The following is a 14,336-nucleotide window of genomic DNA, read 5'->3' as shown; positions in this document are numbered from 1 at the left end:
GAATGAATGTTTACAAAATCATCAGGATTGCTACCACCACCCTGTTTGTATGGGACAGCATTTCCTTTACCCTTAACCCCCATCTTACCATGAAACCCTTTCGCCCCAAACGGCAAAAGCATCCCCAGCGTCGCATTCATACTCGCTTCCTGTTGTTCTTTCGAAATTTTATTCCCAAACATGTCTCTACCTGTAATCGCTTCGCTGAATCCGTTGGCGGCGGTGAGACCATATAAGCCTCTTTGCGAGGTTTTTAGTACGCCAAAGGACTTTTGTGACGTTTTGTAAATGTCAATCGCCCTGATTGCGGCTGAAGTGGCTTGGGTGGTTTTGTAAATCGCTTTCCCGCCTTTGAAGATGCGCCCTGCCCAGCCGACGATTGGGATGTAGCCCGCCGCTGCCATTCCCCCTGCGGCGACTCGCTCTCCTGCGGTGAAATGCTTGCCTGTCACAGGATCAAAACCTGTTGCGGCTCGTTTGGCGTCGTTCACACCGGTCAGTTCATTCAGAAGCATACCGCCGTCATCAAGTGCTTTTTCATACCAAGGACGGTTCGCCAATGCTTTTTGTTCCTTCGCAATCTTGCGGGCTTCTTCTTGTTCTTTTTTGATTTTCAAATATTCATAAGTTTGCTTCTCAATATCGTCTTTTGCCTTGTAGATTTCGCTATTTTAATACGTTTTCTTATCAAAATTGATCGGTGAAATGGTTTTTCCGTCATTTGTCGCATTCATCATTTCGGCGTACAATGCCATTGTAGCCTGCTCTTCAGTCTCTGATAAAGCATATTCATCTTTTAGATGTTGGTCTAATTCGTTTAAATCTTTTACGGTCTTTTTCCGTTCGTCTTCGGCATCCGTTATCTTTTCATGAAAGATTTGATCATCAAACACATCAAGGGAGATGAGATCATCTATGTCCTGAAAAATGGTTTCCAGTGCCTTCTTTTGATCAGATACAATACTTTTGGCGTTTTTTAACCCCATCTCTACCTGATTTTCTAAAAAGTGTTCATCAATAAAAGTATCACCGCCGAAATTGGCATCTTCAAGTGTACCCGCAACACCTTCGTGGAAGACTTTTTGTTTATCTATAAAGCTAATCAACATGTCCACATTTCCAGCAAGCTCTTGATAAAAACTTTTAATATTGTCGGCACCTTTTCCCGTGAAATCATCACCGAGATTGGCTACACCTTGTAATGCGTGCTTCAAATCTATCATTTGTTCCCGGAGTTCCTGATAGTGCTTGGCTCTTTCTTCCATAGCGCTTGTTAGTGCTTTGGCATCAAGTATTTTATTCAGGGGAAATCACAGCCCTTCATTTAAACGTATATGTATAAGTTTACTAATTCATCAGATCAATTGGAAATATTTTGAGAGTTACTTTGAAACAAAAACAACAAAAAACACATTCTTTCGTCACCTTCAATCGATAATAAACAATTTCTTCTTCTCAATTGATAGTATATTGGTCTTTGTCATCTTTTCAGCGTGAATTGAAAGACCTTGAAGTCTAGGAAAACCCGAGCTACTTGTGCCTGCGGAGCGAATGAAACATTTATGAGCATCAGCGCAAAGATAGGATAACGAATGCGAGAGTGTGTCTACACACTGAACGGATACATATATGGTATCAGTTCAGAAAGACAGCTTGAAAAAGAAATTACTATAACATGGTCCCGTCCCTCATCAAAAGATTGCTACGCACCTAGCAGAGCGTAGGCTCTGTCTATTGTTTAGATGAGACACCTTTTCTTGCTCGGTTGCGCTGATAGTCATATAGGATACCACCTGAGGCTAGCATGAGTAAGCCGATCAACATAGCGGTATACATCATAGTTGCTGTATGGGGCAGTGCACCCCCTAGAAAATCCGTTCCGTTTTGATTTTGATTTGGATTCTTTCCACTGGGTGTATTTGTATCGCCCTGATCACCAGTTCGATCTGGTACAGTTGCAACAGCTTCACTTTGATTTAAAACAGTGTATTCACTAAAGTGATTCGTTTCACCTGTCACAACTCCGTTTTTAAAGGAACCGTTACTTGTTTGAGAGAAGCGGTTTTTCTCTCGATCGACATAATAGATAGAAGGTTTCTTCGCCTTTGCTGGCTCATCTAATGTAAATGATAGTTTGACAGGCTCTTTAAAGGTGGAGACACTTTTCTTATTTTGCTTGATATGGAAATCATATGTGTCTGTCAGTGCATTTTTCACCTTGCCTGTTTTCGCCATCCATACATCGGCGTTCTTCTCTGACAGGTTGGTAAGCGGTAATTCTAGTCCGGCTCTATCATGATAGATGGTCACGTATGGATCTTGTTTTCTTTTCTTGAGCTCGGTGATTTGCGCTTTTGATAGAGATAATTGAATATTTTGGGTATGACGAGCTTTGTCTAAATAGAGCAATGCTTTATTTGTATGTTGTACATACATTTGAAACTTCGCATCGTCTTGAATGTCATAGGCTCCTTTTCCTTTTGAATGAGGAAGGAAAACCTCTTTCACACGATGGTCAATGGTTGGTGAAATACGGCCATTAGCTTTTTCAATTTGCTCTTTGAAGATTTCATAGTCAACATAGCCTAAGTCTTCTCCGTAAGAGGCTTCTGTAAAGACGCTGTATCCATCACCGCCTGTGCCAACAAATGCGTTTGTCGCCACGCGGTATGTCTTCTGATCATCAATGTTAGACAGGCCGCCATTTTGATCTTTCAGTTTCACATCAATCAATCTGCTGCCAGATGGTTTACTCAGTGTAAACGTATATTCAATGCCAGCTACATGAGGGAATGCGCCTCCGCCTTCCTCAATGCTAGACAAGCCTTGTTCGAGTGCTTTTTTAATTTGGCTTCCTTTTAGATCAGCAACATATAGCGTGTTTCCGAAAGGCATTACGGTCAAAATATCACCTAATGTTATATCTCCCTTTTCAATACTGCTTCGAATACCGCCGCCGTTCGTAATGGCTAAATCAGCGCCTGAAGATTCTTTGGCTTTCTTTAGCATACCGTCGGCGATAAAGTCACCGAGATTTGTTTCTTTTGCGCGAACGTGCTCACGCTGTCCATCTAAAAGGACATCTGTCTGACCGATTTTCTCTGTTTTTAAATCGTGAATATCGGTCTTGTACTTGTCAAGGATTGCTTTTGCTTCAGCATCTTCTTTGACAGAGTCATCAATCGTCATGAGGTGAAAAGAAGATTCTTTTGGCTGAACGACACCTTTTTTGTTAAAGACCACGTCAACTTTTCCTAAAAATTGTCCATAATCTTTTACTTGTGCGACAATCGTTGGTTCTTTTTTATTGACGACTTTTAATTTTTTTACAAGGGTGTGCGTATGTCCGCCAATAATTAAGTCAATACCGTCTACCTTTTTTGCAAGCTCAAGATCACGGTGATAGCCAATGTGTGTTAAGGCAATGATCTTATTGATTTTTTCTTCTTTTTGAATCGTGTTGACTGTATCTGTTGCTTTCTGATAAGCATCGTTAAATTTGATATTTGGTCCGCTGCTGGATGTAATGGCTGTGTCTTCAGTTGTTAATCCGAATACAGCGACTTTCTCACCGCTGACATCAAGCAGGATGTAAGGGTAAATACCGGGTTCCTTTTTTTCGCCAGCTTTCAATGTAGTCGGCTTTTTCACTAAATCGCTTAATCGTTTTTCCTTTGATACATCAACGTTTGATGACACAATAGGGAAGGCAGGCTTTTCAAAGTTGTGACGGTTTTTTGCATCGACAAGAGAGGCATCCCCTGTTAAGAATTGACGAAGTGCTGTTGGTCCTTTGTCAAATTCATGGTTGCCAAATGTCATGGCATCGTACTTCATCAAATTCATCAGTTTTAAATCAGCCAGTCCTTGCCATTTTGTGAAGTATAGGTCACCAGAGAAGACATCTCCAGCATCTAATAAAATATTGTTTTCACTTTGGGCTCGAACTTCTTTGATTTTCGTGGCGCGTCTTGCGGCATCATCTAGGTGTGCATGAGTATCGTTTGTGTGCATGACGGTCAATTTCCAGTTGTCTGACGCAGGTGGTTCCGTTGTGCCATCTTGAGTGAAGGATAGTTTGTACACACCGAGTCCATCTGTGCTTGCGTTACGAACAAATGCGACGTTGTTTGATTTCTCTGCGAATGGTTTTGCGAGGAGGGAAGACTCAAAGGTTAGAGTTGCACCCTTCACTGGCACAATGGACCAGTTTTGATCGGCACTTGGATTGATTGTTTTTTGTTCAATGATATAGTCCATTAGCACTTGGCGATTCTCATCTGCAGATGCGAGCACGACTTTATCTTGCGTTAGATGCGGGAAGCCTCCACCGCCAGAAGCACGATAGTTGTTCGTCACGACTAAAAACTCTTGATTGGCAGATACAGGTTTTCCATTGTATGAAAGGTTTTTAATCCGGTTGGCATTGGCATGAATGAGTGTGCCGGTTGTGCTATATTTTGCAGGTTGTGTCACATCAATTTGATAGGTGACACCGTCAATCACATCAAAGTTATATGAGCGATAATCTTCGTTTAAAATTGGCTGTTCATTTGAGTTATTCGGTTTAATTTGGTTAAATTGTCCAGCAGACATTTCTAACCAGTCTTTCACTTCACTGCCCTTGAGCTTGACGATTTGTACGGTGTTGTCGTAAAGATAGAGATCGCCGATATTTTTAATCGCTAGATCTCCTTTGGCAATATTCGTATAATCATTGACACCATTTCGGCCGCCGGCTTTAAATGGCGCGCCAGCAGACAAAATTGGCAGGTTTTTGTACTGAGTATCTTTCATTTTCTCTCGTGCATACCACTTTTGTGCATCTGTCACAATTTGAATTGAAGGATCATCTATCACTTGGGCAAAAAAGCTATTAATGTCTGCTTCTGTTTTTCCGACAGGCTTTCTGACATAATCAAGTGTGTTTTGGTGAGTGGTTTGAATGGCATTTTTGACTGTACTGTTTTGAGATGTGACCTGCGTGACTGATTCAATTTTCCCTGTTCCGTTTGTCACTTTCCATTTGCTACCGTCTGGCTCCAGTGTTAAATCAATGATGCCGAGGTAGCTTCCCCAGTTTTTCGACATGACGACTGGAATGCCATTGATGGTTCCTTTGGATACATCGAATGTGTCTACACCACTGTAAGCGGAACTTGGGAATGCCCCATGCTGATGACCGGACACAATGGCATTAATGCCCTTTGTCTTTGTGGCAAGTTCAAAAATCATATTTTCTGACCCTTTAGGCTGGGCTGTTTTTTCAATTCCTGTATGAGCAAGAGCAATGATGATATCAGCACCTTTTTCTTTCATTTCAGGAATGGTTTCATTGGCAGACTCGACTATATCTTGTACTTGAACTTGTCCATCTAAATTCTTCTTATCCCACGTCATAATTTGTGGCGGAACGAATCCTATGTATCCAACTTTTACGGTTTGTGACCTTCCCATTGCATCTTTGAACGTTTTGTTTTGAATCACATAAGGAGTAAATCGGTGTTCGCCATTTAATTTTTTGACGTTCGCATTTACGATGGGGAAGTTTGCGCCAGCGATGGTTCCATCAAGGAATGATAATCCATAGTTAAATTCATGATTGCCAAGTGTTCCTGCATCATATTTTAGTTGATTGAGTGTATGAATAATGGGGTGAACCTTTGTTCGATTGATGATGCTGTCTTTCTCATTTTTGTAAACGTATTCTCCAAGAGGGGTTCCTTGAATCAGGTCTCCGTTATCAACAAGGAGTGTATTTGGATTTTGTAAACGGTGTTTTTCAATCAGCTCGGCTGTTTTGGCTAAACCGAATTCATTTGTTTCTTTGTCGCTGTAATAATTGTAATTCATCATGTTGGCATGAACATCTGTTGTGGCTAAGATGCTCACTTGAATGGCATTGCCGCTTTCTGCTTCTGCGTGAATGAGTGCTGCTGGGAAAATGAGACTAATCATCATAATGGAAGTGAGCAGAATAGACAAGTTTTTCCTTCGTTTAGCTCTATTTGCTTGCTTCTTCACCTGATCTCCGCCTTTCTAATTTTCTTGACCTCAGTACCTATTGTAGAAATGTTTCGTTAACTTTTGTAGTTATTTTTTGCAGATTATTGTAAAGATAACACAAATCATCCGAATTACCTTGATAAGGGAATGCAAACGGGTCTAAATGCTTATTTTAATCTAAGGTGTTTTCAGATAGGAATAGGATGTTTGATTCCAAAACGAGCGGGTATATTGTGTAATGTAAACATAATGATGTAGGAGGGTTTCTACATGGGTAAGAAAATTGCCGTTTTACTAACAGATTATTTTGAGGATGTTGAATTTACCGAGCCTGCGAACGCTTTTAAAAAAGCAGGTCATGACATCACAGTCATTGAAGATGAAAAGGGAAAAACGGTTAAAGGGAAAAAAGGAGAAGCGGAAGTGAAAGTGGATGCGTCCATTGATAACGTGAAGCCAGAAGACTTCGATGCACTCCTCATCCCAGGCGGATTCTCACCAGATATTCTACGTGCAGATGATCGCTATGTTCAATTTACAAAAGCGTTTATGGATGAGAAAAAACCAGTATTTGCGATCTGCCACGGTCCGCAATTGCTGATTACTGCAAAGACATTAAAAGGTAGAGGGGCAACTGGTTACATATCGATTAAAGTCGATATGGAAAACGCAGGTGCAAAGTTCAAAGATGAAGAAGTGGTTGTTTGTCAGGATCAGCTTGTGACAAGCCGTACACCAGACGACATTCCAGCATTTAATCGCAAATCATTAAAGCTTCTTGCGAAATAAATGAACATGGTGAAAGATGTTTTGCCTTAGAGACATCTAGATAGGGAAAAGCCAGCACTTATCAACAGGTGCTGGCTTTTTATCAGCACATAAATGAAAGAAAACTGCCCCATTCTGAAGCAGTTTCTTTCACATCATGATTTTCTTAAGTTTTTAAGTTCGCTTGCAATGGCTTGCATTTCACTTGGGCTGAATGAAGATTTTTTCATGACCATTTGGTGAAGAAATTCAATATCCTCATACTTGTCTGGACTGAAGTCCTCGGCTTTAATGACTCCCATGTTCAGCATGTTTAACTTTTGCGAAATGTCTTCAATTAGCTGATTGACTTCAGCCGCTTTTTGCTCTGACAAGGGCGGCACGTCCTTTCCTGCTTGTGTCGAATCATATCTATTCTAACAGAAATGCGAAAGAATAAAAGGGCTAGGAAGAAGAGACGGAGATTATTTTTCTCCTTTTTCTCTTGCTCTGAGCTTATCGATGATATGTTTGGATTTAACACAACGACCCCTGACAGACCGATCAGCCCGCTTATTTTCGGAAACGCCATGAATCCATTGAGCATATCCGCATAGCCATTCCAAAGAAAGCTGCAAACCGCATCCAAAATACAGCACTGGGTCTACCGGCAATGACAGCAGAGGCAACCCCTACAATCAATGGTAGTAGCTAAAGCCGCCATTAACGCTTGGAAATGAGAGATATCGTCTTCAGAAGTTTTCTTTTGTTTTGAAGATGCGAGCTTTAAAGAATAAGGAAGTAATCTAATTTAAATCAAGAGAACGCGACAGGCAAGGTATATTCCAGTACCAACAATTAAAACTAACAGGGGAGGACCCCATAAAATATCCCCCTTTATTTGTATAATTCTCGAAGACAGTTTTTCTTGCAAAGTTTCCAAAAAGAAAAGGGCTTGATATGATAGAGAAAAGGTTTTTGAAAGGGTCTCTCAGGGAAAAGATAGGGGGAGAAAGAAGGATGATTTATGTATTATTTGTGTGTCTCGGCAATATTTGCAGATCACCAATGGCAGAGGCAATGTTTAGAAAGCGTGTAGAGGACGAAGGACTTGCAGAGCAGTTTGTAATTGATTCAGCAGGTATTGGCGGCTGGCATCAAGGCAGTCCTCCACATGAAGGAACGAGAAAGCTGCTTGATCAAAAAGGCATCAGCTATGAAGGCATGAAAGCAAGACAAATCATTAATGAGGATATTACAACATATGACTATATTATTGCTATGGATGCCGAAATTGCAGGTGCACTTCGCAGTATCGCCGGCTATGGGAGTCATCATTTTATTGGTCGTCTTCTTGAGTTTGTAGAAGAGGACGATCGGGATGATGTACCAGATCCTTATTACACAGGGAACTTTGAGGAAGTCTATGATTTAATTGAAACAGGAATTGACAGGTTTTTGACGTATGTAAAGAAAGAGCAAAACCTTTAACTGAAAGGAGATCAGATGAGATGGAAGAGAAAAATCATGTGCTGCGAGGAGCTGTCATTGGAGCAGCTTGCGGAATGCTGCTCACATTATTTCATCGGCCAACAAGAACGGCATTAAAAGACAAATGGAGCGGCTGCCAGCAAAAGCTGGAGGAATACCGCCAAGAGCCAGGCAGGATGTCTGCTTGCATGAAAGAAAAAGTTGAAGAAACGAAGCAGATTTTGCGAACGGTCTCAGATGATTTGTCATTTTTAAATGAACAGATAAATCAGTTAAAGGAAACAACACCAAAGGTATTAGAGATTATTGAAGAAACAAAGGATCACTTTCGATCAAAACAGAAAGATTGATCATTGGAGTTGAGACGTATGAGTTTTGTTAAAGCGTTAATTGAGCGCTTTTTACTTCATGAAGGACCGGCAAAATCTGCAGAGCTTGCCTATTTCTTTTTGCTTTCATTATTCCCGTTTCTCATCTTCGTTTTGACGCTAGTCGGATATTTGCCACTCACCTCAAAGGATGTGTTGAATGTGATCTCTGGTTATGCGCCGGAGGGTGCTCTATCAATGATTGAATCAATTGCTTACGAGACACTTAATAGACGGAATGGCGGATTATTGTCATTCGGGATTATTGCAGCTCTTTGGTCTGCTTCCAATGGCATTAATGCGATCGTCAGAGCGTTTAACCACGCTTACGAAGTAGAGGAAAATCGTTCCTTCATTCTCGTACGTTTAACATCCATCATCTTAACGATTGCAATGGTACTCACGATTATTTTTGCCCTGATGTTACCTGTGTTTGGAAAAGAACTTGGCTTGTTTGTTTCCAGCTTAGTCGGTCAATCTGATACCTTTCTCACGATTTGGGCTGCTCTTAGATGGATCATCAGTCCGCTGATTTTACTCATTGTCTTTACATCATTATATTATTTTGCCCCAAACATTCGGCTGAAACTAAAGTTTGTGCTGCCTGGCGCCATATTTGCTTCCATCGGGTGGATTTTTGTGAGCATGCTGTTCTCTTTTTATGTAGGCGAGTTTGCCAACTATAGTGCAATGTATGGAAGCATCGGGGGAATTATCATTTTAATGATCTGGTTTTATTTAACAGGCATTATGATCATTCTAGGCGGCGAGCTCAATGCGCTTTTATACAAACGTAAAAACGTACCAGGCAAACTGTAACGACAAAAGGGCATCCTAAAGGAGAACAAACTTGTTCATTTCATGGATGGGGGAATGACCAAATGTCTAAGCAATCGAAAAAAGGCGGAAGCAACACAAAACAAAATAAAGGTCATCAGCCGAAGCACAAAACAAGCGGAAGTGCGAACGGTCAGAATGGTTATCACTAATGAATATGAAACCCCCTGCTCTGCAGGGGGTTTTCATGATTTTTATGAATTTAAAAATTTTATACATCTGCTAGGCTCTTACAGTGATGGACCAACGGGAGTGACTCATCTAAATAAGATCTATTTTCATGGATAAGTGTTAACAGCTTTTGCGCATCATCTAACATTATGTCTAATTTCAGATCATTTGGAATGACGCCGGTAAACAAGATGATATGTCCTCCTCATCAAAAGGTTTTATTCATTCACAAGCACAGCCGATGCTCTCCCAAATCGAACGCAGCAAAACACAAATAGAATCATGATGCTGACGAGATAGAGTAAATTTACGTCCTCGAACATTTGGACAAAGAATCCGCCTAGAATTGGTCCGAGTATACTGCCTGCACTAAAGGCCATCCCGCACATCAAATTCCCGGCAGGAAGAAGATGTTTTGGCAATAAGTCGGTCATATAACTGATGCCAAGTGAAAATGTAGAGCCAACTGCCATTCCGGCAATAAAGAAACAGATGGCAACGGCTAAAACGGACTGGATGAAAATACCCGCCATGAGGAAAAAGAATGACCCAGCGAGCGTGACGCATAAAATCACTCGCCGCCTTCCAAATCGGTCGCTTAGCATGCCGAGTGGTAGCTGAAAGACAATACTCCCTATAGCAAAGGCAGGTAAAATAAGCGCAACTGCATCCACACTAACCCCGCTTCTTAACGCATAGACAGGGAAGTTACTATTTAATGTGGTTTCTAAAAATCCATAGCAAAATGGCATCATAAAGGCGACCCATCCAAACTGGAAGGCTTTTTTAAAGCGCTTCAAGCTGTTAGTATGCTCTGTTTGAACTTCTCCTGTATCTGGATATGTATTTTTTAGAATAAACACGAGTAGCCAAATACATAAACTGACCGCACCTGTGACGATAAAAGGCAAAGATGGATTGATTTCGATCAATGGTGTTAAAAATGGACCTGCTGCAAAACCCAGTCCAAAGGACAACCCGTACAATGAAATATTCCGTCCGCGATGTTGAGAAGAAGATGCATAGGTCACCCACGTCTGTGTAGAGAAATGAAGCATATGGTCACCAATACCAATGATGAGACGGAGGAAAAACCAGACAAGATAAGACTCAAATAGGACAAAGCTGAACAAACTGCAAAATACCGCTAGTCCTCCAATCACAATTAAAGGTTTAAAACCGAAACGTCGAAGCGGTGCTTCCATAAAAGGAGAAGCGAGCAGTACGCCGAGATATAATCCTGTAGCATGCAGACCGTTTAATGTAGCAGAAGTACCAGCATGTTCAAAGATAATAGATATGACAGGTAGTAATGCGCCCTGTGAAAAGCCAGATACCGATACAAGTAAAATTAAAATCATAAAGTGAATTCTTGACATAGGAAGCTCCTTACAAGTTCATGTATTCATCGTACAATGGAACAATAGGGGTTTCAATAGAAAGGTGGAAAAGGAATGAAGCTGACATACGAAAATGAGCGCTGGGTGGCAAATGTCGATTACGGACAACTCAATATATCGAGAAAAGAAAAAACAGGTTATAGACCATATGAATTGTTCGTATCAGCAGTGGCGGGCTGTTTAGGTGAAATGCTCATTCATGTTTTACGAAAAAAACGAATACCCTATCAAGAATTGATCATTCATTCTAATACGACAAGAGAAGGTGCAGCAAATCAAATCACCCATATACATTTACTGATCATCATGAAAAATATCGACGTTTCCGACGAGCAAATGAAACAAGTGGTCCAACTCGCCATGAAGCACTGTTCAATGGTGCAATCCTTGAAAGGTAGCATCGACATCACCACCTCGCTTGAACGACTCTAAATGTATATGATGACGGCACTCACGAAAGAATAACAGGCAGACGTTATGTAAAGGAGAATAACTATATGAATCGTTTATTTCTTGTGATTGTTGTGTTAGGTGTTCCACTTTCGGTTATCGGTAGTTTACTCCATTTCCCGCAGGCGGTTATGTTTGCGATTTATTGTTTCGCCATTATTGGGCTGGCTAGTTATATGGGAAGAGCAACAGAAAGTCTGTCGATCATTGCAGGACCAAGAATAGGTGGACTTTTAAATGCTACATTTGGAAATGCAGTTGAATTAATTATATCGTTCTTTGCGTTAAAACAAGGGTTGACTGCTATTGTGCTTGCCTCATTAACCGGATCAGTTATCGGTAACTTACTTTTAGTGGCAGGGTTGTCTTTTTTCGTTGGCGGTTTAAAATTTAAACGGCAAGAATTTAATGTCCATGATGCGAGACATAACTCTGGATTGCTTATGTTTGCCATCATTGTCGCTTTTGTGATTCCAGAAGTTTTTTCAATGGAAATGGCGGAGGACAGACAATTTGCATTAAGTATTGGGACTAGCGTTGTAATGATTTTGCTCTATGTGGCAGCCCTATATTTCAAGCTGGTTAGTCATCGCGGGGTTTATGTAGCAAAGCAAGAGATCGCAAGCGGCGAAGCGGCAGAAGGAGAAGAACAGCCAGAATGGTCAGGTATTTTCGCAACAATTGTTCTGCTGCTTTCGACCATTGCTGTCGCTTATATCTCAGAGCGGTTGGTTCATACATTTGATACGGTAGGAGAACAGTTTGGCTGGAGTGAGCTGTTTATCGGGGTCATCATTGTCGCTATTGTAGGTAATGCGGCGGAACATGCTTCTGCTGTCATCATGGCCTATAAAAACAAAATGGATGTCGCTGTTGAAATTGCCTTTGGCTCAACACTTCAGGTCGCCATGATGGTCGGACCGATTCTTGTGATCAGCTCTCTTTTTTTCGAAAAGCAGATGCCGCTGATTTTCTCGCTACCAGAACTGATTGCCATGTCATCATCGGTACTGCTAACTGTGATTATATCGAATGACGGTGATACAAACTGGTTTGAAGGAGCAACATTGCTCGCTGCATATTTTATTATGGCGATTGGATTTTTCCTTTTATAATCTTTTAGGGATAAGGGAGGTCTTTGCGGAAAATACTATGGAAAAATGAATGAGAAAGAGTGATGATATGAAAAAGATGCTACGCATCATGGTTGTTGTTCTTTTATCCTTAAGTTTTCTATATAGTTTTCCGGCAGAGGCTGCAAAGCCTTTTAAAGTGCCATCTTCTGTAGCTAGTATATCGAAGGAGAATACGTATCCGAATGCTTCACAGGATCAGCCGCTTCTTCAGCCAAGTGAGCTGACGGCTGAATTATTTAAAACAACCAATGTTCCAATTGAAAATACACATTTGATTAAAATGCTGAATGAATCAAGCATCTCTGATACACCGCTTGCAGTTGGGTACAGGGCAACCATTTTTCTTGGAAGGTGGGCGCTTAGCTACGAATCAAGTGAAACAGTTGCGAATTGGGAATACAAAAAGGTGAATACAAACCATATTGACAACAGAGGTGGTAACAAAACGGCCATTGCCAAATATGTTCAAAAGCAACAAGTGAAAGTAAGCGGTGGACTTACAGCCAAAGTGCCAAGTCCAGAAGATGTGAAAACATTGATGATGCAAAAAGCCATCCAAAAAACAAAGCTGCCGCTTGCCTTTGATACAGTTATTGGTGCAGGAACAAAACGAGATCAGTCGTACCATGTATCTCCAAAAAAAGCAGCTTCTCTGCATGCTTATGCCCCTGCAATCAATGAAAAAGGGAAGATCACATACGGCGAAGTATACCTTGTGTTAAAAGGAAACAAACGCAAGCTTGTCGTCAAAAACGTCACTTCTCAAGGAATCGGCGCATGGATTCCTGTTCAAGATCATCTGACTTTTGGTTTTCAAGGGATGAATTAATTTGCTAAAAAACCTCTTTCAACACGAAAGAGGTTTTCTTTTATTCACCTAAATCTACATTATGATAAACCTGCTGAACGTCTTCGAGGTCTTCTAATACATCAATTAATTTCTCGAATTGTGCTTTTGATTCATCATCTAATGTGACTTCGTTTTGAGGAAGCATCGTGATTTCAGCAACAGTGAATTCTTGAGCGCCGGCTTGTTTGAATGCTTCTTGCACTTGATGAAACTGATCTGGTTCAGCGTAAACAATGACAGTTTGATCTTCTTCGATAATGTCACGTACATCAACGTCTGCTTCCATTAAAAGCTCAAGTGTTTCTTCCGCGCTTTTTCCTTCTACACCAATGACAGCCGTTTGGTCAAACATGTAGGCAACAGATCCACTGACGCCCATGTTTCCACCATTTTTCCCAAATGCCGCACGCACATCTGAAGCAGTACGATTCACGTTATTGGTGAGTGCATCTACAATGATCATTGATCCATTTGGACCAAATCCTTCATAGCGTAGCTCATCGAAGTTCTCATCAGAACCACCTTTTGCTTTTTCAATCGCACGGTCTACAATGTGTTTTGGAACATTATATGTTTTGGCACGTTCTAGGACAAAGCGAAGTGCTTGGTTTGATTCTGGATTGGGCTCACCTTGTTTGGCTGCCATATAGATTTCACGCCCGAATTTTGCATAAATCCGACTCGTATTCGCATCCTTTGATGCTTTCTTTTCTTTAATGTTGTTCCACTTACGACCCATCTTATTCACTCTCTTTCACTTAGTAAATACACAGTATGAGGGTCCCCATGCTGCATGACACTCTGCTTTCTATTATACATGAATCAGTCAAGGGGATAGAAGTAAGAGGGCTGAAAAGTACTGAATTCCTTAGCTGATATG

General features: G+C 41.0%; 12 protein-coding genes and 2 pseudogenes. 7 read left to right on the top strand and 7 right to left on the bottom strand.

The features are described 5' to 3' along the window. Window positions 1–71 precede the first annotated feature (71 nt). Both ABVJ71_RS07840 and ABVJ71_RS07835 read right to left on the bottom strand, forming a co-directional pair. Window positions 72–1,265: pseudogene (locus tag ABVJ71_RS07840) on the bottom strand (T7SS effector LXG polymorphic toxin); the annotation flags it as partial. A gap of 466 nt (window positions 1,266–1,731) precedes the next feature. After that, a complete protein-coding gene (locus tag ABVJ71_RS07835) occupies window positions 1,732–6,024 on the bottom strand; it encodes a multifunctional 2',3'-cyclic-nucleotide 2'-phosphodiesterase/3'-nucleotidase/5'-nucleotidase (RefSeq protein WP_353856373.1) in 4,293 nt (1,430 codons plus the stop codon). A 252-nt stretch (window positions 6,025–6,276) separates the two neighbouring features. Here ABVJ71_RS07835 and ABVJ71_RS07830 point away from each other — a divergent pair, with 252 nt between their 5' ends. After that, window positions 6,277–6,795: a type 1 glutamine amidotransferase domain-containing protein gene (locus ABVJ71_RS07830; protein ID WP_353856372.1), complete on the top strand. Its 519-nt coding sequence runs from the start codon at window positions 6,277–6,279 to the stop codon at window positions 6,793–6,795. Between the two features lie 134 nt (window positions 6,796–6,929). Here the strand turns inward: ABVJ71_RS07830 and ABVJ71_RS07825 are convergent, their stop codons facing one another. Both ABVJ71_RS07825 and ABVJ71_RS07820 read right to left on the bottom strand, forming a co-directional pair. After that, window positions 6,930–7,148 (bottom strand): DUF1128 domain-containing protein, encoded by a 219-nt coding sequence (locus tag ABVJ71_RS07825; protein WP_353856371.1) that lies wholly within the window; start codon window positions 7,146–7,148, stop codon window positions 6,930–6,932. A 214-nt stretch (window positions 7,149–7,362) separates the two neighbouring features. After that, window positions 7,363–7,675: pseudogene (locus tag ABVJ71_RS07820) on the bottom strand (alanine:cation symporter family protein); the annotation flags it as partial. A gap of 98 nt (window positions 7,676–7,773) precedes the next feature. On the opposite strand from ABVJ71_RS07820, the gene ABVJ71_RS07815 reads away from it, so the two are divergent. From ABVJ71_RS07815 to ABVJ71_RS07805, 3 genes are read left to right on the top strand one after another with little or no spacing between them, the layout of a single operon-like run. After that, window positions 7,774–8,244: a low molecular weight protein-tyrosine-phosphatase gene (locus ABVJ71_RS07815; RefSeq protein ID WP_353856370.1), complete on the top strand. Its 471-nt coding sequence runs from the start codon at window positions 7,774–7,776 to the stop codon at window positions 8,242–8,244. A 20-nt stretch (window positions 8,245–8,264) separates the two neighbouring features. Further along, complete coding sequence (locus ABVJ71_RS07810) at window positions 8,265–8,594, top strand: YtxH domain-containing protein (protein ID WP_353856369.1); 330 nt, start codon at window positions 8,265–8,267, stop codon at window positions 8,592–8,594. Window positions 8,595–8,612: 18 nt separating this feature from the next. Further along, window positions 8,613–9,431 (top strand): YhjD/YihY/BrkB family envelope integrity protein, encoded by an 819-nt coding sequence (locus tag ABVJ71_RS07805; RefSeq protein ID WP_353856368.1) that lies wholly within the window; start codon window positions 8,613–8,615, stop codon window positions 9,429–9,431. Between the two features lie 229 nt (window positions 9,432–9,660). On the opposite strand, the gene ABVJ71_RS07800 is transcribed toward ABVJ71_RS07805, so the two are convergent. Both ABVJ71_RS07800 and ABVJ71_RS07795 read right to left on the bottom strand, forming a co-directional pair. After that, the gene (locus ABVJ71_RS07800) at window positions 9,661–9,810 is read right to left on the bottom strand and encodes a hypothetical protein (protein WP_353856367.1); all 150 of its coding nucleotides are present in this window, start codon (window positions 9,808–9,810) and stop codon (window positions 9,661–9,663) included. A 28-nt stretch (window positions 9,811–9,838) separates the two neighbouring features. Next, on the bottom strand, window positions 9,839–10,999 hold the full coding sequence (locus tag ABVJ71_RS07795) for an MFS transporter (RefSeq protein ID WP_353856366.1): 1,161 nt from the start codon (window positions 10,997–10,999) through the stop codon (window positions 9,839–9,841). 75 nt (window positions 11,000–11,074) lie between these two features. Here ABVJ71_RS07795 and ABVJ71_RS07790 point away from each other — a divergent pair, with 75 nt between their 5' ends. The 3 genes from ABVJ71_RS07790 (at window position 11,075) to ABVJ71_RS07780 (ending at window position 13,435) form a co-directional block, all read left to right on the top strand. Beyond that, on the top strand, window positions 11,075–11,452 hold the full coding sequence (locus ABVJ71_RS07790) for an OsmC family protein (RefSeq protein ID WP_353856365.1): 378 nt from the start codon (window positions 11,075–11,077) through the stop codon (window positions 11,450–11,452). Between the two features lie 65 nt (window positions 11,453–11,517). Further along, entirely contained in the window at window positions 11,518–12,585 is a 1,068-nt protein-coding gene (gene cax, locus ABVJ71_RS07785; protein ID WP_353856364.1) for a calcium/proton exchanger, read from the top strand. Window positions 12,586–12,652: 67 nt separating this feature from the next. Continuing rightward, a complete protein-coding gene (locus ABVJ71_RS07780) occupies window positions 12,653–13,435 on the top strand; it encodes a YfkD family protein (RefSeq protein WP_353856363.1) in 783 nt (260 codons plus the stop codon). Between the two features lie 40 nt (window positions 13,436–13,475). Here the strand turns inward: ABVJ71_RS07780 and ABVJ71_RS07775 are convergent, their stop codons facing one another. After that, entirely contained in the window at window positions 13,476–14,195 is a 720-nt protein-coding gene (locus ABVJ71_RS07775) for a YebC/PmpR family DNA-binding transcriptional regulator (RefSeq protein ID WP_353856362.1), read from the bottom strand. Window positions 14,196–14,336 lie beyond the last annotated feature (141 nt).

This window comes from Bacillus sp. Bos-x628 (assembly GCF_040500475.1).
GTDB classification, from domain to species: domain Bacteria; phylum Bacillota; class Bacilli; order Bacillales; family Bacillaceae; genus Bacillus; species Bacillus maqinnsis.
This window is presented reverse-complemented; position numbering and strand designations above follow the sequence as displayed.

Bases quoted from the DNA above. Each gene is read 5' to 3' on its own strand.
- ABVJ71_RS07830 (WP_353856372.1), top strand. From the start codon at position 6,277: ATGGGTAAGAAAATTGCCGTTTTACTAACAGATTATTTTGAGGATGTT.
- ABVJ71_RS07815 (WP_353856370.1), top strand. From the start codon at position 7,774: ATGATTTATGTATTATTTGTGTGTCTCGGCAATATTTGCAGATCACCA.
- ABVJ71_RS07810 (WP_353856369.1), top strand. From the start codon at position 8,265: ATGGAAGAGAAAAATCATGTGCTGCGAGGAGCTGTCATTGGAGCAGCT.
- ABVJ71_RS07805 (WP_353856368.1), top strand. From the start codon at position 8,613: ATGAGTTTTGTTAAAGCGTTAATTGAGCGCTTTTTACTTCATGAAGGA.
- ABVJ71_RS07795 (WP_353856366.1), bottom strand. From the start codon at position 10,999: ATGTCAAGAATTCACTTTATGATTTTAATTTTACTTGTATCGGTATCT.
- ABVJ71_RS07790 (WP_353856365.1), top strand. From the start codon at position 11,075: ATGAAGCTGACATACGAAAATGAGCGCTGGGTGGCAAATGTCGATTAC.
- cax (WP_353856364.1), top strand. From the start codon at position 11,518: ATGAATCGTTTATTTCTTGTGATTGTTGTGTTAGGTGTTCCACTTTCG.
- ABVJ71_RS07780 (WP_353856363.1), top strand. From the start codon at position 12,653: ATGAAAAAGATGCTACGCATCATGGTTGTTGTTCTTTTATCCTTAAGT.
- ABVJ71_RS07775 (WP_353856362.1), bottom strand. From the start codon at position 14,195: ATGGGTCGTAAGTGGAACAACATTAAAGAAAAGAAAGCATCAAAGGAT.